21 protein-coding genes are annotated in these 20,354 nt (G+C 66.7%); 8 read left to right on the top strand and 13 right to left on the bottom strand.

The genetic code is table 11. The annotated features are described in order from the left end of the window. Nucleotides 1-3: 3 nt before the first annotated feature. The 5 genes from AC0Z35_RS03780 to AC0Z35_RS03760 all read right to left on the bottom strand — a co-directional run bounded on the left by AC0Z35_RS03780 (nucleotide 4) and on the right by AC0Z35_RS03760 (nucleotide 4,935). Complete coding sequence (locus tag AC0Z35_RS03780; protein WP_411266407.1) at nucleotides 4-801, bottom strand: enoyl-CoA hydratase/isomerase family protein; 798 nt, start codon at nucleotides 799-801, stop codon at nucleotides 4-6. Between the two features lie 19 nt (nucleotides 802-820). Continuing rightward, nucleotides 821-2,041, bottom strand: coding sequence for a CaiB/BaiF CoA transferase family protein (locus AC0Z35_RS03775; RefSeq protein ID WP_485131339.1), 1,221 nt, complete (start codon nucleotides 2,039-2,041; stop codon nucleotides 821-823). A 148-nt stretch (nucleotides 2,042-2,189) separates the two neighbouring features. Beyond that, nucleotides 2,190-2,354 (bottom strand): hypothetical protein, encoded by a 165-nt coding sequence (locus AC0Z35_RS03770; protein WP_162941279.1) that lies wholly within the window; start codon nucleotides 2,352-2,354, stop codon nucleotides 2,190-2,192. A gap of 41 nt (nucleotides 2,355-2,395) precedes the next feature. Next, nucleotides 2,396-3,889: a tetratricopeptide repeat protein gene (locus tag AC0Z35_RS03765; RefSeq protein WP_485131340.1), complete on the bottom strand. Its 1,494-nt coding sequence runs from the start codon at nucleotides 3,887-3,889 to the stop codon at nucleotides 2,396-2,398. 167 nt (nucleotides 3,890-4,056) lie between these two features. Further along, nucleotides 4,057-4,935, bottom strand: coding sequence for an alpha/beta hydrolase (locus tag AC0Z35_RS03760; RefSeq protein WP_120157014.1), 879 nt, complete (start codon nucleotides 4,933-4,935; stop codon nucleotides 4,057-4,059). Between the two features lie 207 nt (nucleotides 4,936-5,142). Between AC0Z35_RS03760 and AC0Z35_RS03755 the strand changes: the two genes are divergently transcribed. The 7 genes from AC0Z35_RS03755 to AC0Z35_RS03725 all read left to right on the top strand — a co-directional run bounded on the left by AC0Z35_RS03755 (nucleotide 5,143) and on the right by AC0Z35_RS03725 (nucleotide 11,904). Then, entirely contained in the window at nucleotides 5,143-5,598 is a 456-nt protein-coding gene (locus tag AC0Z35_RS03755) for a hypothetical protein (RefSeq protein WP_485131341.1), read from the top strand. A 145-nt stretch (nucleotides 5,599-5,743) separates the two neighbouring features. Next, complete coding sequence (locus AC0Z35_RS03750; protein ID WP_046805131.1) at nucleotides 5,744-6,442, top strand: glutathione binding-like protein; 699 nt, start codon at nucleotides 5,744-5,746, stop codon at nucleotides 6,440-6,442. 2 nt (nucleotides 6,443-6,444) lie between these two features. After that, a complete protein-coding gene (locus tag AC0Z35_RS03745; protein ID WP_485131342.1) occupies nucleotides 6,445-7,371 on the top strand; it encodes a LysR family transcriptional regulator in 927 nt (308 codons plus the stop codon). 77 nt (nucleotides 7,372-7,448) lie between these two features. Beyond that, nucleotides 7,449-8,855, top strand: coding sequence for an FAD-dependent tricarballylate dehydrogenase TcuA (tcuA, locus tag AC0Z35_RS03740; RefSeq protein ID WP_485131343.1), 1,407 nt, complete (start codon nucleotides 7,449-7,451; stop codon nucleotides 8,853-8,855). Next, nucleotides 8,852-10,117 carry a tricarballylate utilization 4Fe-4S protein TcuB gene (gene tcuB / locus AC0Z35_RS03735; RefSeq protein ID WP_485131344.1) on the top strand — a complete coding sequence of 422 codons (1,266 nt, stop codon included), beginning with the start codon at nucleotides 8,852-8,854 and terminating at the stop codon, nucleotides 10,115-10,117. The genes tcuA and tcuB overlap by 4 nt, the downstream gene beginning before the upstream one ends. Before the next feature lie 84 nt (nucleotides 10,118-10,201). Beyond that, the gene (locus tag AC0Z35_RS03730) at nucleotides 10,202-11,179 is read left to right on the top strand and encodes a Bug family tripartite tricarboxylate transporter substrate binding protein (protein ID WP_485131345.1); all 978 of its coding nucleotides are present in this window, start codon (nucleotides 10,202-10,204) and stop codon (nucleotides 11,177-11,179) included. A 122-nt stretch (nucleotides 11,180-11,301) separates the two neighbouring features. Continuing rightward, nucleotides 11,302-11,904 carry a WG repeat-containing protein gene (locus AC0Z35_RS03725; protein ID WP_485131346.1) on the top strand — a complete coding sequence of 201 codons (603 nt, stop codon included), beginning with the start codon at nucleotides 11,302-11,304 and terminating at the stop codon, nucleotides 11,902-11,904. A gap of 34 nt (nucleotides 11,905-11,938) precedes the next feature. Here AC0Z35_RS03725 and AC0Z35_RS03720 read toward each other — a convergent pair whose 3' ends face one another. The 4 genes from AC0Z35_RS03720 to AC0Z35_RS03705 all read right to left on the bottom strand — a co-directional run bounded on the left by AC0Z35_RS03720 (nucleotide 11,939) and on the right by AC0Z35_RS03705 (nucleotide 16,001). Continuing rightward, entirely contained in the window at nucleotides 11,939-13,351 is a 1,413-nt protein-coding gene (locus AC0Z35_RS03720) for an aminotransferase-like domain-containing protein (RefSeq protein ID WP_485131347.1), read from the bottom strand. Nucleotides 13,352-13,415: 64 nt separating this feature from the next. Continuing rightward, nucleotides 13,416-13,553, bottom strand: a complete 138-nt coding sequence (locus AC0Z35_RS03715; protein WP_082134497.1) for a DUF2474 family protein — start codon at nucleotides 13,551-13,553, stop codon at nucleotides 13,416-13,418. After that, nucleotides 13,553-14,560, bottom strand: a complete 1,008-nt coding sequence (gene cydB / locus AC0Z35_RS03710; RefSeq protein WP_485131348.1) for a cytochrome d ubiquinol oxidase subunit II — start codon at nucleotides 14,558-14,560, stop codon at nucleotides 13,553-13,555. Before cydB ends, AC0Z35_RS03715 begins: the two co-directional genes overlap by 1 nt. A gap of 4 nt (nucleotides 14,561-14,564) precedes the next feature. Further along, nucleotides 14,565-16,001, bottom strand: coding sequence for a cytochrome ubiquinol oxidase subunit I (locus AC0Z35_RS03705; RefSeq protein WP_485131349.1), 1,437 nt, complete (start codon nucleotides 15,999-16,001; stop codon nucleotides 14,565-14,567). A 335-nt stretch (nucleotides 16,002-16,336) separates the two neighbouring features. On the opposite strand from AC0Z35_RS03705, the gene AC0Z35_RS03700 reads away from it, so the two are divergent. Then, nucleotides 16,337-17,011: a GntR family transcriptional regulator gene (locus tag AC0Z35_RS03700; RefSeq protein ID WP_046805123.1), complete on the top strand. Its 675-nt coding sequence runs from the start codon at nucleotides 16,337-16,339 to the stop codon at nucleotides 17,009-17,011. Nucleotides 17,012-17,017: 6 nt separating this feature from the next. Here AC0Z35_RS03700 and AC0Z35_RS03695 read toward each other — a convergent pair whose 3' ends face one another. From AC0Z35_RS03695 to AC0Z35_RS03680, 4 genes are read right to left on the bottom strand one after another with little or no spacing between them, the layout of a single operon-like run. Further along, on the bottom strand, nucleotides 17,018-17,737 hold the full coding sequence (locus AC0Z35_RS03695; RefSeq protein WP_120157631.1) for an ABC transporter ATP-binding protein: 720 nt from the start codon (nucleotides 17,735-17,737) through the stop codon (nucleotides 17,018-17,020). Between the two features lie 11 nt (nucleotides 17,738-17,748). Next, the gene (locus AC0Z35_RS03690) at nucleotides 17,749-18,567 is read right to left on the bottom strand and encodes an ABC transporter ATP-binding protein (protein WP_485131350.1); all 819 of its coding nucleotides are present in this window, start codon (nucleotides 18,565-18,567) and stop codon (nucleotides 17,749-17,751) included. After that, entirely contained in the window at nucleotides 18,564-19,451 is an 888-nt protein-coding gene (locus AC0Z35_RS03685) for a branched-chain amino acid ABC transporter permease (protein WP_485131351.1), read from the bottom strand. Before AC0Z35_RS03685 ends, AC0Z35_RS03690 begins: the two co-directional genes overlap by 4 nt. After that, complete coding sequence (locus AC0Z35_RS03680) at nucleotides 19,444-20,337, bottom strand: branched-chain amino acid ABC transporter permease (protein ID WP_046805120.1); 894 nt, start codon at nucleotides 20,335-20,337, stop codon at nucleotides 19,444-19,446. Before AC0Z35_RS03680 ends, AC0Z35_RS03685 begins: the two co-directional genes overlap by 8 nt. Nucleotides 20,338-20,354: the final 17 nt, after the last annotated feature.

Genomic DNA, 20,354 nt, shown 5'->3' with positions numbered 1-20,354 from the left:
CCCTTATTTGCCCTGGAACACCGGTGCCCGCTTTTCCAGAAAGGCGCGGCGCGCTTCCTGGGCGTCTTCGGTCTTGCCGATAGCGGCGGTCATGTCCTGTTCGTAGCGGTAGCCGTCGCGCAGGCTCATGTCTTCGATGGCGTTCAGCGTCTGCTTGGCCAGCACGGTGGCCAAGGGGCTCTTGGACGCCAGCTCGCGCGCCAATTCCAGGGCGCGATCCATCAAGGCGTCGGCGGGCACGGAGGCTTCGACGATGCCCAGGCGATAGAGCTCGTCGCCGTCCACGCGCAAGCCCGTCAGCATCATGCGGCGCAAGCGGGAATGGCCGAACAGCCGCATGCCATGGCGTCCACCGCCCAGCAGGCCGACGTTGATTTCAGGCAGGCCGACCACGGCCGTCGATGCCGCCAGCAAGATGTCGCACGAGGCCACGATGGCCAGCCCCGCGCCCAGCGCAGCGCCGTTGATGGCGCCGATGACGGGCTTGGCGCATTCGCGAATGGCATGAAAGCACTCGCGGGTGCGGCGCGAGTGCTGCGGCAGGTCGCCGGGACCCTTGATGGTGGCGGCGCGGTTCTTCAAGTCCGCGCCCGCGCAAAACGTCTTGCCCTGTCCGGACAACACCACGGCGCGCACCTCGGGCGTTTCCGAGATGCGGTCCAGCACCCAGGACAGCTCGTTCATCATGTCGGTGCTAAGCGCATTCACCGGCGGGTTGGCCAGCAGGATGACGGCCACGCCGTCTTCAAGTGTGACGTGCAGCGCGGTGTAGGGGCCGGTCAAGTTGTCGGGCATGGTCATGTCCGTGTCTCCGTCTTGTTCAAATGATCTTGCGCTGGCGCAGGTCGGCAATCTGCTGCGCGCTCATGCCCAGTTCTTCAAGCACTTCGGCGGTGTGTTGCCCCAGCAGGGGCGGTGCGCGGTCGGCGCGCAGGTCCGCCGTGGCGAAGCGCAAGGGGTTCATCACTTGCGGCACGCTCTTGGCGGTGGGGTGCGGCAGGCGGCGCAACATGGCGCGGTGCGCCACCTGCGGGTCGTCGAACACTTCAGGCACGGTGTTGATCGACCCGGCCGGCACGCCGGCGCTTTTTAGCGCTGCCAGCCAGTGCGCGCGCGGCCGCGTAAGAAAGATGGCGTCCAGGATCGGGTCCAGCGTGTCCTGATTCGTCACGCGCTGGCTGTTGGTGATGTAGCGGGGGTCTTGCGCCAGCTCGGGCTTGCCCAGCAGGCGGCACAACGCGGCAAATTGCGCGTCGTTGCCCACGACGATGACGATGTCGCCATCGGCGCAGACAAAGGTGCGTTGCGGTTGGATGTTCGGATGCGCGGTGCCGGTGCGGCGCGGCACGCGGTTGCCCAGCAGGAAGTTCATGGCCTGGTTGGCCAACAGGCCGACCTGCACGTCCAGCATGGCGACGTCGATGTACTCGCCCTGGCCCGTCTGCGAGCGCCGCAGCAGCGCGGCCACGATGCCCAGCGCGGCGTAGACGCCGGTGGTCAGGTCCACGATGGGCACGCCCACCTTTTGCGGGCCGCCGCCGGGCTTGTCGTCGCGTTCGCCCGTGACGCTCATCAGGCCACCCATGGCCTGGATCAGGAAGTCGTACGCGGGCTCGGCGGCGCGCGGGCCGGTCTGCCCGAAGCCGGTGACCGAGCAATACACCAGGCGCGGATTGATCTTGGCCAGCGAGTCATAGTCCAGCCCCATGCGCGCCAGGGTGCCAACCTTGTAGTTCTCCAGCACCACGTCCGCGTCGCGGCACAGGTCCTTGACCAGCGCCTGCCCTTCAGGCGTCTGCAAGTCCAGCGTGATGGACCGCTTGCCCCGGTTGGTGGCGATGAAGTAGGCGCCGTCGGTAGTGTCCTGGCCGTGCTCGTCTTTCAGGAAAGGCGGGCCCCAGGACCGGGTGTCGTCGCCCAGGCCCGGCCGCTCGACCTTGATGACGTCCGCGCCCAGATCGGCCAGGATCTGGCTGGCCCAGGGGCCGGCCAGAATGCGGCTCAGGTCCAGCACTTTCACGTTTGATAACAGCGGCTGCAAAGCCTTCTCCTTGACTCCTGTGATGTGCAGGTAGTCTAGGATTTCCGGCTTGCGGCGGGATGCACCCGAGGCACAAAGCTGTTATGCGTTTGGCGCACCGACCCGCGTGCAATGGCAACAACGCGGGCAAGGAAAAGCCGGGGACTTGTCAGCGGCCCGTGTCGGGGTAATTCGGGCCGGCGTCGTTAAAGCCGCCGCTGCTGTAGGGATTGACGGCGCCGGGGTGCGGCGGGCCGCCGGGGCTGTTGGTGCAAGCGCTTACCAAGACAGAGATGGCAAGCGTGGTCAGCAAGGCAATCAACGTCGATTTCATGGTGGTCTCCTGCGGCTGCCCCGGGGCAAGGCGAGAAGAAATTATAGGGCGGCGACCGGTTGCCGGTGGGTGCGTTTGGTCCGAGGCGCGTCGCAGCGCTGCCGATACGCCTTGACCGCGTCGGAGTCCGCCGGCTGGAAATAGGGGTGCGGGTACTGCGCCTGGCGCATGGCGTCGTGCAGGCGCCGGCCCCAGACGCATTGCGCCTGCGCCTCGTCCCACAGGCGCACCGCCTGCTCAGGGCGGTCGTGTTGCCATAGCGCCAGGCCATAGTCGGCCACCAGCTCTTCATTGCGGGACAGCTCCCGATACGCCACATGCAGCAGGCGCAGCCCTTCTTCGCTGTGGCCTTGCAGGCTCAGGATCCAGCCCAGGGTGCCTTGGTTGAACGCGTTCGGCCCCATCTCGCGGATCGATTGCCGCGCCTGGGCTTCGGCTTGGGGCAGGTAGTCCGGAAAGTCCGCCAGAAAATAAGCGATGTTGTTGGCCCAGTCCGTGTCGCTGGCGCGCCCTGCGCGGGCGAGCTTGGCTTGACGCTGTTGCAGCGTTTGGGCATCGGCCAGCGCCAGGTCGGGCATGCCCAGCAGCCGCTCTACGTCCAGCCGGTCGCTTAGCAAATCGGTGTCGACGGGTTTCAGGGATTGCGGAAACCGCCATTCGCGTGCCCGCATCAGCCAGTGGCGGGCATCGTCCTGCCGACCGACCATCAACAGCAATTGCGCCAGGTTCAACTGTTGTTGCGGGGTGGCGGCGCAGTGCATCGCGCCGATCAGGGCATGTGCGCCGTCGACGTCGCCCTGGCTGAACTTGCGGTTGATGGCGTCCAGTTCGTCGAAGCAGGCGTGGTTGTCGGTGACGGGCGACTCGATGGACAAGGATATGGGCACGGCCGGCGTGTCGTGGCTGAAGTAGGCCGTGGCGCCTTGGCGCGTGGTGTAGCCCAGGTCTACCCATTGCTCGCCCCAGCGCTGGCGCATGGTCAGGATGTAGGGCCACGCGGGTACCGGTTCTTTGGTGCTGCTGCTGGAATGCAGCTGGAAGAAGTGGCCCCACGCGCCGTCGCCGACGCGTCGGATCAGCGTGAAGTCGTCGGGGTCGTGTGGCTTGTCGGTCCAGACCCAGGCGGTACGGCCCTGGTCGTCGGTGACGCCGTGCAGGATGCCGTCCTGGCTGGGCGTGTCTTCAATGAACTCTTTCTTGCCCGTCAGGAACAGGCGATACGGCGTGTGCGGAGCGAGCGCACTGGTGTGGTCGCTGAGCAGTGTCAGGGTCAGGGTCTGGCCATGGGTGCCCCGGCCGTACTGGGCCATGCCGGGCGGGGGCTCGGTAAGGGCGGCAGCGGAAGGCGCGGCGGGTGTGGCAGCTTGAGAATCGCTGGGCAGCACAGGGGGCAGCACGGCGGGCGTCTCGGCGGGCGCCATAGGGGGCGGCATATCGCCCACCGTCGCGGGTTCGGCGTGAGCGCCCGGCAAGGCCAGCAGGCCGGCGGCGGTCAGGATCAGCGAGGTCAGGCGGTGCAGGGTGAACTGGGGCATGGAGGTGGCGGGCACGAGGGCGGCCCGCCCGTCATTGAGGCGGGCCAGATTGTGTCACGAACGCGCGGCCTGTTGCTGCTTGTCGGTCCCGATTGCTGGCGACCGTTTTTGATCGCCACCGATCGCAGCCGATCGGTTCCACCTGCGTCCTATCGCGCTGACGGCTTCTACCGCTGTAGTCGTGCGGTGATGAAGGCGTTGATTGCGCGGGTGGCCTCGTTGTCGGCACCGACGTCGGCGTTGACCTGCGCGTGGTTGCGGGCAACGCCGAACAGCGCGGCTTGGCCGCCTTGTGCCGTCAACAGGTCGGCGTAGCGCTGCGCCCGTCGGCACGGGTCGGGCCGCAATGTGGAACAGACGAACAGCGCGGGCGGCTGTGGCCCGGTCAGTTGCGCGGCGGGCGACGCCTGCGCCCATTCGGCGGGGTCCGCGCCGAAGGCCTCGTCGTAAAACGGGGCGTGCGGGCGCGGCATGACGTCCAGCAGATCGAAGCCCGCCCCGTCCAGGATGATGCTGGCCCGCCACAAGGGGGCGCCCGTGCGCTGGCGCATCGCGGCGTCGGCGGCCAGCAAGGTCAACAGGTGGCCGCCTGAGGAATGGCCCATGACGAACAGGTTGTCCGGGTCGGCGTGCCAGCGGGCGGCCTGCTGGCCGATCCACGCGATGGCCCGCCCCAGGTCTTCGGCCTGCGCGGCCGGGCGGGCTTGCGGCATCAGCCGCGTGTTGACCGAGACCACGGCGTAGCCCCGGGGCAGCCAGTAGGCAAGCTTGTCCTGCACGACGTCGGGCGTGGCCTTGTCGCCGCCTTTCCATGAGCCGCCGTGCACCACGACCAGCACGGGGGCGGGTCGGCCGTGCTGTGTCGATGCATCGGGCAGATAGACATCGGCGATCTGGGCGGGGTCGGGGCCGTAGCGCTGATCGGCCAGCACGGCTGCCGGAAACGTCGAGGCGGTGGCTATCGGGGCGGCGTACGAAACGGTCATGCCCGGCCAGGGCAGGGCGGTGGCCAGCAACAAGGTCAACAGCAAGCGGGGCGCGCGCATGGATGGGACGTGGCGAAGGCGGAACGCCGATCAATGTAGCGCAGTTGCAGATGTCGCCGCCGACCGTCCCACCGCGAAGCCGACCCGACCGTCGCGACTGACCCGACCCGCCACGCCACGTCCTCATCCCCGCGCCGCCGCATCCGCCACCACCTGTGGCATGCTGCGCCCGTTCGCCGTTTTCCCTCCGATCCCACCCCAGCCTTCATGCTCAAACTTCTACCCCGACTCTGCGATTTCCTGCTGTTGGCCGGCGCCGCCGCGCTCTTTGGCGCTTGCCTGACGTCGCTGTTGACCACGGGCGCCTACGGCTGGGCGGTGCCCGACGCGCCTTACCTCTACGGACCCCGCGATTTCTACGCCGACGCCGTGCTGGCGGGGCTGGCCGGGCTGCTGCTGTTGACCCTTGCCGAGCGCCTGGCCGGTGCCCGCCTGACCGTGGCGGGCCGCGCGGTCGCGGGGCTTTCGGCGACGTTTGCGGCGGCGCTGCTGGCGCTTTACCTGGCGCCGCCCGCGCCGATCGTGTTCGGCAACACCTGGGCGTGGGGCGAGGCCACGCGTGAACTGTTTCTGGCGCAATGGCCCTTGGTGCTGCCCATTGCCCTGGCGACGACGGCGGTGCGTTGGGCCTTGCTGCGCGTGTCCAAGCTCGGGGCGCGCTAGGCGCAGGCCCCGCCCCGGCAGGCAGATGCGCCCGCCCCGCCCACCCCGTCCGCCGGTAATTTTCAGGCGGATTTCCACCCGTATGCGCTAGGATTGTCGGCGCAATTCCCCAACCCGATGTCCGCCTCCTCTGGAGAAACCCCGCATGACCTCCCTAGATTCGTTCGCCATCACCAAGAAGTGGCCCGCCCAGCATCCCGACCGCATCCAGCTCTATTCGCTGCCCACGCCCAACGGCGTGAAGGTGTCGATCCTGCTGGAAGAAATCGGCCTGCCCTACGAGCCCCATCGGGTGGCTTTCGACAAGCAAGACCAGTTTTCTCCGGAATTCCTGTCCCTTAGCCCCAACAACAAGATCCCGGCCATCCTTGATCCCAACGGCCCGGGCGGCAAGCCGCTGGCGCTGTTCGAGTCGGGCGCCATCCTGATCTACCTGGCCAGCAAGACCGGCCAGTTCATCCCGACGGACACGGCCGAACGCTACGAGACGCTGCAATGGCTGATGTTCCAGATGGGCGGCATCGGCCCCATGTTCGGCCAGCTGGGGTTCTTTCATAAATTCGCTGGCAAGGACTACGAAGACAAGCGCCCGCGCGACCGCTACGTGGCCGAGGCCAAGCGCCTTCTGGGCGTGCTGGACCAGCGCCTGGAAGGCCGCGACTGGGTCATGGGCGAGGAATACACCATTGCCGACATCGCCATCTTCCCGTGGGTACGCAACCTGGTCGGCTTCTATGAAGCGGGCGAGCTGGTCGGCTTCCCGCAATTTGCGAACGTGGCCCGCGTGCTGGAAACGTTTGTCGCGCGCCCGGCCGTGGTGCGGGGCCTGACCATTCCGAGCTAGGCATGGAACTGCGCCAGCTGCGTTACTTCGTGCGCGTGGTCGAGGCCGGCAGCATCGGCCGCGCGGCGATGTCCATCGGCATGGTCACGTCGGCCCTCAGCCAGCAGATCAGCCGGTTAGAGGGCGAACTGTCGACGCGGCTGTTGCAGCGCAGCGCCAGCGGCGTGGTGCCGACCGATGCCGGGCTGGCGTTTTTTCGGCAGGCGCAGTTGGCCTTGCGCCACGCGGATGACGCCGTGCAGGCCGCGCAACAGGCGCGGCTGGCCGGCCAAGTCAGCGTGGGCCTGTCATCAACCACCGCCGCCATTTTGGGCGCGCCGTTCCTGCAAGCCATGAACGAACGCTACCCGGACATCCGGCTGCATCTGGTCGAGGCGCTGTCGGGCCATCTGGCCGACATGCTCAACGGCCGGTTGCTGGACCTGGCCATCGTGTTCCAGGCCGAATCCGCGCGCCGTTGGAGCATCATGCCGTTGCTGGACGAGCCGCTGTTCCTGTGCGCGCGTCGCGACATGCCCGGGGTGCCGGGCGGCGACACGACGCGGCTGGCCGACATTGCGCATCTGCCCTTGGTGCTGCCCAGCGGCCGCCATGGCTTGCGCGCGCTGGTGAACAACGCCTTCCTGCAACTGGGCCAGACGCCGCGCGTGGTGGCCGAGGTGGATGGCTTGTCGCTGTTGATGGACGTGGTGCAGCTGGGCAGCGCCGCCACCATCCAGCCCAGCTCCGCCACGGCGCGTATTGCGCCCGGGCAGTTGCACATGGCCCGCATCGACGACGCCCACTTGTTCCGCCCCAATCTGCTGGTCAGCCTGTCCGACGACGAACTGTCGCCCGCCGCGCTGGCCGCGCGCCTGGTGCTGGCCGACGTCTCGCGCACGCTGGCGCAACAGGGCAAATGGGCCGTCGTGGCCCTTCACGATTCGTGAAGACCCGTTGACGCCCGCCTGATATCGCGGACGCCGCCCCGTCAGTACAGTCAGCCCATTGAATTGGGGACGATGGCATGGTGGACGTCTTGGTGGTGGGAGGGGGCAACGCGGCGCTGTGCGCGGCCCTGATGGCGCGCGAGGCCGGCGCCAGTGTGATGCTGCTGGAAGCCGCGCCGCGCGAATGGCGCGGCGGCAATTCGCAGCACACGCGCAATCTGCGCTGCATGCACGATGCGCCGCAAGACGTGTTGATCGACGCCTATCCCGAAGAGGAATACTGGCAAGACCTGCTGAAAGTCACAGGCGGACAGACCAACGAACATCTGGCGCGCCTGGTCATCCGCGAATCGTCCACGTGCCGCGACTGGATGCGCCGCCATGGCGTGAACTTCCAGCCGCCGCTGTCGGGCGCGCTGCATGTGGCGCGCACCAACGCCTTTTTCATGGGTGGCGGCAAAGCGCTGGTGAACGCGTATTACCGCAGTGCCGAAGCGCTGGGCGTGCAGATCCGCTACAACGCGCCGGTCGATGCGCTGGAGCTGGAAGACGGCCGTTTCAAGGCCGCCCGCATCGGCGACGAACGCATCGAGGCGCGCGCCTGTGTGCTGGCGGCGGGTGGCTTCGAGTCCAACCGCGAATGGCTGCGCGAGGCCTGGGGCCAGAACGAACGCGGCGAATGGCCGGCCGACAATTTCCTGATCCGTGGCACGCGCTTCAACATGGGCGTGCTGCTGAAATTCATGCTGGACGCGGGGGCGGACGGCATCGGCGACCCCTCGCAATCGCACTGCGTGGCAATCGACGCGCGCGCGCCGCTGTACGACGGCGGCATCTGTACGCGCATCGACTGCGTGTCGCTGGGCGTGGTGGTCAACCGCGACGCCGTGCGCTTTTACGACGAAGGCGAAGACTTCTGGCCCAAGCGCTATGCCATCTGGGGCCGGCTGACCGCCATGCAGCCCGGGCAGATCGCCTATTCCATCATCGACGCCAAGGCCATCGGCCGCTTCATGCCGCCCGTGTTTCCGGGCGTGAAGGCGGACACGCTGCCCGAACTGGCCGACAAGCTGGGGCTGGACCCGGCCACCTTTGCACAGACCTTGCGCGACTACAACGCCGCGTGCCGTGTCGGTACCTTTGACCACACCGCGCTGGACGACTGCCACACAGAAGGCATCGCGCCCGCCAAGACGCATTGGGCACGGCCCATCGACACCGCGCCGTTCTACGGCTACGCGCTGCGCCCCGGCATCACCTTTACCTATCTGGGCTTGAAGGTGGACGACACCGCCGCCGTGCGCTTTAACGACGTGCCCAGCGACAACCTGTTCGTGGCCGGCGAGATGATGGCCGGCAACGTGCTGGGCAAGGGCTATACGGCCGGCGTGGGCATGTCCATCGGCACGGCGTTCGGCCGCATTGCCGGCACCCGGGCCGCTGCCGCCGCGCGCGCCCAGACCCTTGCAAAGAGCGCGACATGAAGCAGCTTGAAGCCCTGGCCCGCGAGGCCCAGTCGTTTTCCACCCCGCATGCTTCGACGCCCGGCAGCCCCGCCGTGGCCGAGCAACCCGCGATGCCCGCCGCCATGGTCGAACACCCCGTCCAGTGGCGCGGCAAGAACGCCAAGCCGCAAGCGGACGCATTGACCGAAGACGAAACCGAAGTGGCGCGCGTTATGCAGATCTGCAACGCCTGCCGCTATTGCGAAGGCTTTTGCGCGGTGTTTCCCGCCATGACGCGCCGCCTGGAATTCGGCAAGGCCGACCTGAACTACCTGGCCAACCTCTGCCATAACTGCGGCGCCTGTCTGCACGCGTGCCAGTACGCGCCGCCACATGAATTCGCGGTGAACGTGCCGCAGGCCATGGCCAAGGTGCGGGTGCAGACCTACACCGATTACGCCTGGCCGGCCGCGCTGGGCTCGCTGTACAAGCGCAACGGCCTGGCCTTGTCGCTGGCCACCGCCGCGGGTCTGGCGCTGTTCCTGGTGCTGGCCGTGTTGATGGCGGGCGGCTTGTTTGATGAACCCATGGCCGGCAATTTCTACGCCGTGTTCCCGCACAACACGCTGGCGCTGATGTTCGGCGTGGTGTTTGGTTTTTCGATGTTGGCCTTGGGCGTGGGCGTCACGCGCTTCTGGCGCAACGTCAGCCCGGGGGCGGCATCCGGCGCGGCGGTGGCCGAGGCTGCGCACGACGCGCTGCGCCTGCGCTATCTGGACGGCGGCCACGGCAAGGGCTGCAACAACGCCGACGATGCGTTCACCTTGTGGCGCCGGCGTTTTCATCACTTCACCTTTTACGGCTTCATGCTGTGTTTTGCCGCCACCTGCGTGGCCACGCTGTACCACTATCTGCTGAATCAGCAGGCGCCGTATCCGTTGCTGAGCGCGCCGGTGTTGCTGGGTACGGCCGGGGGCATCGGCTTGCTGATCGGGCCGGCCGGTTTGCTGTGGTTGAACATCAAGCGCCATCCGCAACAGGGCGACGCGGCACAGAAGCCGATGGATCGCGGCTTCATCGTGCTGCTGTTCCTGACCAGCGCCACGGGGCTGGCCTTGCTTGCCGGGCGCGATGGCGGCGCGATGGCGCTGTTGTTGGCCATACACCTGGGCGTGGTGATGGCCCTGTTCCTGACGCTGCCCTACGGCAAGTTCGCGCACGGTATCTACCGTTCGGCGGCGCTGCTGAAGTGGTCTATCGAAAAGCGCCAGCCGAACAAGCTGCAACTGGGCTCCGATTGATCTGACCCGACCCCACCCGCGCCACGCGGGCATGACGGCGCCCCGGCGAGGGCGCCGCATCCAATGACAAACGAGGAGACTTCAATGATCCAAACCCGACTGCTGGCGCGCGTTGCGCTGGCCGCCTGTTTGCTGCCGGCGTTGCCGGTGGCGCACGCGCAAACTTTCCCGACCAAGCCCATCACGCTGGTGGTGCCGCATTCCGCCGGGGGCACGTCCGACATCCTGGCGCGCACGGTTGCGGCGCAAGCGGCCCAGACGCTGGGCCAGACCATCGTCATCGACAACAAGGGCGGCGCCAACGGCACCATCGCGGCCAAGCAGGTGGCCTCGTCCGCGCCGGACGGCTACACGCTGCTGCTGGCTACCGCCAGCACGCATGGCATCAACCCGTCGTTGTACTCGCGCATTTCGTATGACGCGGTGAAGGACTTCACACCCGTCACGCTGTTGGCCACGGTGCCCAACGTGCTGGTCATCGGGCCCAACGTCAAGGCGGCCAGCGTGCAGGAATTGATTGCCTACCTGCGCGGGCAGGGCGACAAGACGAACATGGGCTCGGCGGGCGCCGGCACGCCTGGCCATCTGGCAGGCGAGATGTTCAAGAGCGCGGCCAAGCTGCAATTCACGCACGTGCCGTACAAGGGTGGCAGCCCGGCCATCACGGATTTGATCGGCGGTCAGATCGACTTCATGTTCACCACCATTCCGGGCGTGTTGCCGCACGTGAAGGCAGGCACGCTGCGCGCGCTGGCGGTGACCTCGCCCGAGCGTTCGCCGGCCATGCCCGACGTGCCGACGATGGCCGAGTCCGGCCTGCCCGGCTTCCAGGCGGTGTCGTGGCACGGCGTGGTTGCGCCGGCCGGCACGCCGCCGGAGGTGGTCAACAAGCTGAACGCGGCGCTAAGCGGTGCGCTGGCCGCGCCCGCGGTCAAGCAGCGCCTGATGGAAGAAGGCGCGGCCGCGTCCACCCTGAACACCGCCGCGTTCGGCACGTTCATCCAGAGCGAGATCGCGTCCTGGGCGAAAGCGGTGAAGGATTCGGGCGCGACGGCGAACTGACGCACCGGGGGCGAATAGTGGCCGCCGGGCCGCCGGTCGCACCCGCGAATGACAGCCTTGCCTTCCCGGGGCGCCGTACACCGGGGCTTGCGGGCCCCGGCCAGCATGCTAGGATCGCCGCCATGTTGACGACCCTGTTGCTTGCCCTGCTGGCTGCCGCGCCCGCCGCCCCGGCCGCCGCCCCGGCTTCGTCCTATCCCCTGCAATGCCTGTACCCCGCCAAGCACGAGGGCGGCTCGCTGGAATCCGAGGACCATTGCGCGCGTGTCGACGGCGACACGCTGACCTTCGCTGCCCAGGCGCTGGGGCGCATGGATTTCAACGCAGACGGCTTGTCGCCGGCATACACGCACGGGTCATGGCGATGGGTACGGCCCGACGGCAAGTCCGTGGCCGTGGTCACGTACGACAATTTCGCCGACGACTTTGAAGACGGGCTGACGCGCGGGCCGTGGTCAGGCGGCATGGCGTATTACGACGCCCAACTCAATCGCGTCATCACGACGCCTTACGATTGGGTCGACCGTTTTGAAGGCGGGCTGGCCGTGGTGTGCCAGGGCTGCCGCAAGGTGCCTGCCGCCGGGGGCGAGCACTACTACATGGCGGGCGGCCAATGGGGCGCTATCGACCGCCAAGGCCGGGTGGTGATGCCTTTGCGTCACGAAGCAGCCAGCCTGATGCAGGACGTGGAAGCCGCGCGCGCGGGCGCCGACACGCGGCGCTGAGCGCCTGCCGGTCGTTCTCAACCGGCACGCCGCATTACCCTCCAGCCATCAGCTTGCCCAACGTCACCATGCCTTGTTCCATGTCGACGCTCCAGGGGTGCCCGTGGTTAAGACGCATGAAATTTCCGAACGCGCCCGATGACGAAAACAACGGCCCTGGTGCAATGCTGATGCCGTGATCCAATGCCGCCCGATGCACCTTCAGCGTGTCGATATGCTCGGGCAGCTCCACCCACACGAAGTAGCCGCCGGCCGGGCGCGTGGCGCGCGTGCCTTTGGGAAAGTAGCGCGCCACGGCCTGCAATAGTTCGCCCTGCTGCAATGCCAGCGCCTGCCGGAACTGGCGCAGGTGGCGGTCGTAGCCGCCTTTTTCCAGATAGGCGGCGATGGCGGCCTGGGTGGGCGCGGCGGTGGCCAGGCTGGTGGTCAGCTTGTTGCGCATGATCTGCCGGGTGTAGCGTCCCCCCGCCACCCAGCCCACGCGATAACCCGGCGCCAGCGTCTTCGAGAACGACGAGCAATGCATCACGATGCCCTCCTTGTCGAACGCCTTGGCCGGGCGCGGCCGTTGTTCGCCAAAGTACAGCTCGCCGTAAACGTCGTCTTCAATCAGCGCCACGCCGTGGCGCGTCAGCAGCTTGACCAGCGCTTCTTTCTTGCTGTCGGGCATCAGGCTGCCCAGCGGGTTCTGAAACGTGGTCATCAGCCAGCAGGCGCGCGGACGGTGCTGCACGATGGCGCGTTCCAGCGCTTGCAGGTCGATGCCTTCACGCGGATGCGTGGCCACTTCGATGGCGTGCAGCTGGTTGCGCTCCAACGATTGCAGCGCGGCATAGAAGGTGGGGGATTCGACGATGACCGCATCGCCCGGCCGGGTCACCGCCGCCAGGCTTAGGTTCAGCGCGTCCAGCGCGCCGTTGGTGATGATGATGTCGTCCACCGGCACCGACAGGCCATCGGCCAGATAGCGCAATGCAATGGCGCGGCGCAGCGCCGCGTCGCCCGGGCTGAGGTCGTCAATGGAACCCCACGGATCCAGCCGCTGCGCCGCCGACGCCATGAACTTGCCCAGCCGCGCGTAGGGCAGCAGCGACGGGCTGGGAAAGGCCGAGCCAAACGGCACCATGTCGCGACGCAGCGTGGCGTTAAGCACTTGCAGCACGTTGTCGCTGACGTCCACCGGGTGACGCCCGGCGGTGGCGCTGGACAGGGCGTCGGGTTCCGGTAGCACGGCGTGCGGGGCGCGCAGCACGTAGTAGCCGGACCGATCGCGCGCGCGGATCAGGCCCCGCGCTTCCAGCAGGTAATAGGCCTTGAACACCGTTGACGGGCTGACGCCCCGGCTGGTGCTGGTCTGCCGCACCGAGGGCAGGCGGTCGCCGACTTGCAGCAAGCCGGAACTGATGGAGGCGGTGATGTCTTCGGTCAACCGTTCATAGCGCTTCATGGCGGTGTCGTTTCAAAAAGGGAAAAAGAGGGGCGGGGCGGTACGCGGGTGTGACGGTGCGCCGTCATGTCGACATGCCGATGGCGCGCATCAGAAGCCGCAGCGCGTAGGCCGCCACGCCCAAGGTGGCGACGCTGGCGGCCCACAGCAGCGCCAGCCACAGCAGGCGGCGCGGCCAGGCAGATGTTGTCCAGACACGCATCAATGGAACTCCTCGCCGGTGCGGACCTTGCCGCGAAACACGTAGTACGACCACGCCGTGTAGGCCAGGATAATCGGAATGATCAGCAACGCGCCGACCAGCGCGAAGCCCTGGCTTTGCGGCGGCGCGGAGGCCGTCCAGATGGAGACGTCAGGCGGAATGATGGCGGGCCAGATGCTGATGCCCAGGCCCGTGTAGGCTAGAAACACCAGCGCCAGCGACAGCATGAACGGCCCGGCGGCGGGCGTGGCGCGCACGCGCCGGATCAGCTCGAAGCCGGCGGCGGCCACCAGCACCGGCACCGGGAAAAACCAGAACATATTGGGCAGGCTGAACCAGCGCTGCGCAATCTGCGGCTGCGCCAGCGGCGTCCACACGCTAAGCACCGCGATCACGGCCAGCAGCGTCAACGTCAGCGGCCGGGCGATATCGCACATGTGGCGATGCAGCCGACCTTCGGTTTTCATGATCAGCCAGGTGCAGCCCAGCAAGGCATAGCCCACCACCAGCCCCACGCCGGTGAACAGCGAGAACGGGCTGATCCAGTCCCACGCGCCGCCGTGAAAGGCGCGGCCCACCACCGGAATCCCTTCAATGTAGGCGCCCAGCGTCACGCCCTGGAAGAACGTGGCGGTGACCGAGCCAAAGACAAAGGCCATGTCCCAATAACGGCGATGATGTTCGTCGGCCTTGAAGCGGAATTCGAACGCCACGCCGCGAAACACCAGGCCCAGCAGCATGAACACCAGCGGCAGGTGCAGCGCGCTGAGGATCACCGCATACGCCAACGGAAACGCCGCCATCAGCCCCGCCCCTCCCAGCACCAGCCAGGTCTCGTTGCCGTCCCAGACGGGGGCCACGGTGTTGACCATGACGTCGCGTTCATCGCGGCTGCGGATCAGCGGAAACAGAATGCCGATGCCCAGGTCGAAGCCGTCCATCACCACGTACATCATCACGCCGAACAAAATGATGACGGCCCATATCAATGCAAGGTCGATGCCCATGGCGTCAGACTCCGGAACGGTTGTGCGGCGCGGGTTCCACCCCCGCCAGCGTGGAGGCGGCGGACAGCGGGCGTGACGGCTGGCGCGCTTCACCCGGGCCACCCGACAGCGGCGCGTGGCCGGGCGCGGGGCTGGGCCCCATGCGGATCAAGCGCAGCATGTACGACACGCCGGCGCCGAACACCAGCAGGTAGACCGCCACGAACAGGCCCAGCGTCAACGTCAGTTCGCCAACGCCATGCGGCGTGGCCGCGTCGGCCGTACGCATCACGCCGTAGACGATCCATGGTTGACGGCCGATCTCGGTGACGTACCAGCCGGCCAGCATGGCGACAATGCCGGACGGCCCCATCCACAGCGCAAAGCGTTGCAGCGCGCGCGACTCGTACAGCCGCCCGCGCCAGCGCGTCCACAGCGCCCAGCCGGCCAGCAGAATCATCAGCATGCCCAGCCCGGCCATGATGCGAAACGACCAGAACACCACGGTGGCATTGGGGCGGTCTTCGGGCGGATAGGACTTCAGCCCCGGGAACTGGCCGTCCCAGCTATGCGTCAGGATCAGGCTGCCCAAGCGCGGCACGTTAAGCGCAAAGCGCGTTTCTTCGCGTGCCATGTCGGGAATGCCGAACAGCGTCAGCGGCACGCCCACGCCGGGTTCGTTGTCCCAGTGGCCTTCAATGGCGGCGATCTTCGCGGGTTGGTGCTTCAGGGTATTGAGGCCATGAAAGTCGCCCACCACCGCTTGCAGCGGCGCCACCAGCAGCAGCATGCCCATGGCCATGGCGAACATCTTCTTCACGGCGGGGCTGCGGTCGCCGCGCAGCAAGTGCCACGCGCCGGACGCGCCCACCATCAACGCGGTCGCCAGGAAGGCGGCGATGCCCATGTGCGCCAGGCGATACGGAAACGAGGGGTTGAAGATCACGGCCAGCCAGTCGGTGGGCACGACGCGCCCGTCCAGGACCTCGTAGCCGGCCGGCGTTTGCATCCAGCTGTTTGACGCCAGGATCCACGTGGCCGACACCAGCGTGCCCAGCGCCACCATGATGGTCGAGAAAAAGTGCAGGCCCGGGCCGACGCGCGTCCAGCCGAACAGCATCACGCCCAGGAAGCCGGCTTCCAGGAAAAAGGCGGTCAGCACTTCGTACGCCAGCAGCGGCCCCGTCACGCTGCCTGCGAAGTCCGAGAAAAAACTCCAGTTGGTGCCGAACTGGTACGCCATCACCAGGCCGGACACCACGCCCATGCCGAAGTTGACGGCAAAGATCTTGGTCCAGAAGTGATACAGGTCGCGATAGACGGTTTTGCCCGTGCGCAGCCAGAAGCCTTCCAGCACCGCCAGATAGCTGGCCAGGCCGATCGTGATGGCGGGAAAAACGATGTGAAATGAAATGGTGAACCCAAACTGTATTCGGGCAAGCAATAGCGCGTCGCCATGCATAGCGGTCTTCCTGATAAACGGGTGTCCTACCCGTCGAACGGTAGATCCGCAGCGCGATGCAGTACAGATTCAGAAATGGAATAAAAAAGCGGATCAGTTTGGGCGGTCGGACGCGTAAAGCCAGGCGGGACGCCGGCTCTGGCGCTGTACCCGGATCAGGCCCGCGTCATGATGGTGTCCCTGAAAAACGGCGCAGACGCTTGCCATGCCCTGCGTGGACGGCGGCGGTTCCCGATCCCGGTTCGTTCGGCTACGATGGGAGCCCGCCGTTGGATCCACTTTCATCGACGTTTGCCGCAGGCCGCCGTCCTTCGCCCCATAGATACCCGAGAGTCATGAGCATCACCAAAACGAAGGGCACGTCCAGTAAAGCCCAGGCCTTGCCGCACCGCATCCGCGACCAGTTGCGCTATGAGATCCTGACGGGCGCCTTGCCCGCGGGCACGCCGCTAAAGCAGGACGCCCTGGCCACGCGCTTTCAGGCCAGCCGCATTCCGGTGCGCGAAGCGTTGCGCCAGCTGGAAACCGAAGGGCTGGTGGCGTATCACCTGAACCGGGGCGCGGTCGTCATCCGCATGGACGTGGACCAGATTTGTGAGCTGCTGGACATCCGCATCGCGCTGGAAGGCTACGCGGTGCGCGCGGCCGTGCCCAACATGGCGCGGGCTGACCTGGACACCTTGGAAGCCATCCTGAAGGCCTACGACGAGGCCGATTCGGTGTCGGAGTGGGCCGAGCTGAACCGCCGTTTTCACCTGGCGCTTTGCGCGCCGGCAAACAACACGCGGCTGCGACGGCTGATCGAGGAATACGGCCTGAACACGGACCGCTACACGCACGAGATGATGTCGCAGGCGACCGGCAAGGAAGGGCCGCAGGCGGATCACTACCGCATCCTGGAAGCCTGTCGTGCGCAGGACGGCGCGTTGGCCGCGCGCCTGGTGGAAGCGCACATTATCGAAACCAAGAAAAACCTGGTCGCCATGCACCGCATGCGGGAAGACGGCTGAACGGGCCTACGCCGCGCGGCCGCCCAGGTACAGTTCGCGCACCTTTGCGTCGTTCATCAAGGCCTCGGCCTGCCCGGTGATGGCCACCGTGCCCATCGATAGCACGTACGCGCGGTCGGAAATGCGCAACGCTTCCATGGCGTTTTGCTCCACCATCAGTATCGTCACGCCTTCCTTGGCGCGGATGCGCTGGATGGCTTCGAACACTTCGCCCAGCGTCTTGGGTGACAGCCCGGCCGATGGCTCGTCCAGCAGCAACAGGCCCGGCGAAGGCATCAGCGCGCGCGCCAGCGCCAGGATTTGCCGTTCGCCGCCGGATAACGACGCGGCGGGCGCATCCAGCTTGCGTTGCAGCACGGGGTAGTGTTCGCACAAGGTGCGCACGCGCGCCAGGCACTGCGCCTTGTCCAGCGCATTGCCGCCCACCAGCAGGTTTTCGCGCACCGACAACGCCGTGAACACGTTCTCGGTTTGCGGTACGAAGCCCAGGCCGTGACGCAGAATTTTCTCGTGCACGGGAAAGCGCGAGATGTCTTTGCCTTTCAGCACGACCTGGCCTTCGCGCGGCTTGAGGTAGCCGGCGATGGTTTTCAGCAAGGTCGATTTGCCGCAACCGTTGGGTCCCAGCAGCGTCACGATTTCAGATTGGCCTGCATGCAGCGACAAGCCGCGCAGAATGTCCACGTCGCGGGTGTAGCCGGCAACAACGTTTTGCACGTCGATCATTTTTTCGCTCATCAGGCAGCTCCCATGCGCAGTACCGGCGTGGCGGTGGCGCCGCCGGCGGGCTTGGCCGCCGCGCCGCCCAGATACGCCTGCAACACCCGTTCATTGGACGCCAGTTCATCCGGCCGGCAATCGGCCACGATGTGGCCACGGTCCAGCACGATGCAGCGATGGCAGACTTCGCGGATGAAATGCATGTCGTGCTCGACAATCACAATCGTCATACCTGCATCATTCAGGCGCTGCAACGCACGGACAATGTCGCTGCGCAGGTTTGGGTGCACGCCGGCCGTGGGCTCGTCCAGCATCAGCATGCGCGGCTGGGCCATCAGCGCGCAGACGATGCCCAGCAATTTCTTTTGCCCGCCCGAGATCGCCGCTGCCGACAAATCGCGCACCGGCGTCAGCAGCAATTGGTCCATTAACGCGCCGGCACGCGCCCGCGCGCGTGTCTCGGCCAGCCCCGCCGCGCGCGAGCCGAACAGGTTTTCCCACACGCCGTGATGCTCGGTCGATGCCGCCATGGCGACCTCGGCCACGGACATCTTGCGTGGCATCGACGGCAACTGGAAGGTGCGCGCGATGCCGGCCTGCACGATGCGGTGCGCGTTCAAGGAGTCGATGCGTCGGCCTTCGAACTGCACGGTGCCGGCGTCGATGGATTCAAAGCCGGTGATGGTGTTCAGCAAGGTGCTTTTGCCCGATCCGTTCGGGCCGAGCAGCCCGACGATTTCGCCTGGTCGGATCGAAAAGCCGACCTTCTCCAGCACGCGGTTGCCGCCAAACGCCTTGGCCACCGAATCGACTTGCAATGCATAAGGGGTGGTCATGGCATCTTCCTCATCTTTTCCGGCAGCAGCCCTTCGCTGCGCCACAACAGGCATCCCAACAAAATGAAGCCGATCAAGCCCAACCGCAGCGCGCCGGCCACGTCGGAGCCGAAGCCGAACGCGTCCTTGGCGAAGGGCACCAGCGTGTAGGCGGTCTGCACCAGCACCACGCCCAGCAGCACGCCCGATACGTTGCCGATGCCGCCGATCATCAGCATGGTCCACAACAGGAATGTCTCGGAGGCAAGCAGATAATCGGGGCCGACAAAGCTCATGTAGTGCGCGTACAGCGAGCCCGCCAGCGCGGTCGCTGCCGCGCCGGCCATTACCGCCCGCGATTTCAGCCGCATCAGGTCATAGCCCATGCAGGCCGCCAGCTTGGGTTCTTCGCGCATCACGCGCAGCGCGCGCCCGAAGCGGCTGTAGGCCAGACGGCGCAACAGCACGGCGGCGGCGGCCGTCAACACCAGCACCAGGCCCAGGAATGCCAGCGCGCCGCTCTTGCCGTCCAGGCCGCCGAACAACGCGGGGATGCCGCTGATGCCTTGCGCGCCATTGGTCAGCCACAGTTCGTTGGTGGCGACGGTGCGGATGATCTCGGCGATGGCCAGGGTGGCTATGCCCCAATAATCGGCGGCCAGCTGCTTGCCCAAGCGTGCAACGCACCAGCCCAGCGCCATGGCCACCGCAACGCCGGCAGCGGCGCCCAGGCCCGGGTGCCAGCCGATATGCACGGCGATGCCGGTGCCGTATGCGCCGATGCCCGCGAACGCGATGTGGCCAAAATTCAGCAAGCCCGCCAAGCCGGCTTGCAGGTTCAGGCCCAGCGCCATCAAGGCAAAGATCGCGCCGAAGGTCAGCGATGAAATCAGGAAATCAAACACGGCGCACCTCGCGATCGAACAGGCCGTAGGGCTTGAACAGCAGCGCCAGCAACAGGATCAGGAACGATGCCGCGCTGATGTACGCCACCGGCAGGAAGGCCACCGGCTTGTTGTAGAGCCAGCCGAAGTTCAGGTTAGTCACCAGCGTTTCGGTGAAGGCGATCAGGAATGCGCCAGCGACCGCGCCCAGTGGGTTGCCCAGGCCGCCCAGGATGGCGGCGGCGAACACCGGCAACAACAGATCCGAACCCAGGTTGATGTGCGCGCCCGTGGACAGGGCCAGCAGCCCACCACCCAGACCTGCCAGCGCGCCGCTGGCGAACGCCACCTGGCAGGTAATGCGCGAGGCGTTCAACCCGCTGGCGTCGGCCAGGGCCGGGTTGCAGGACAGCGCGCGCATGGCGCGACCCGTGCGCGTAGTGAAAAGCAGCAGCGCAAAGGCCGCAAGCAGTACCGCCGTGGTGGATACGGCGGCGATCTGCATGACGGTGACGCTGGCGTCACCCAGGCGTATTGGCGTGGCCAGCGGCAGCTTGAACATCAGCGGGAACGAACCCGCGACGCCCTGGCAAAAAGCGATCAGCAACATGGACAGCGCCAGCGAGCCGATCATGGTGATGGCCGGACCCGCGCGCAGCAGCCGACGAAACACCAGCAGGTGAAACACCAGCGCCAGCGCCCCGGTCAGCAGGCTTGCGGCCAGTAGCGCCAGGGGCAGGGGCAGGCCGAGCACGCTGCACGCATAGGTCGCGTACGCGCCCAGCATGGCGTATTGCACGTGCGCGATGTTTGGAAATTTGACCAGCCCATACACCATGCTCAGGCCCAGCGCGATCAGCGCCAGGTCCGAGCAGCGTAGCAGCGTGTCGACGAGAATCTGGATCATCTTGTTGACTCGTAAGA

This window comes from Achromobacter sp. 1L-A-4-B-C2, from assembly GCF_057291955.1.
This window is presented reverse-complemented; position numbering and strand designations above follow the sequence as displayed.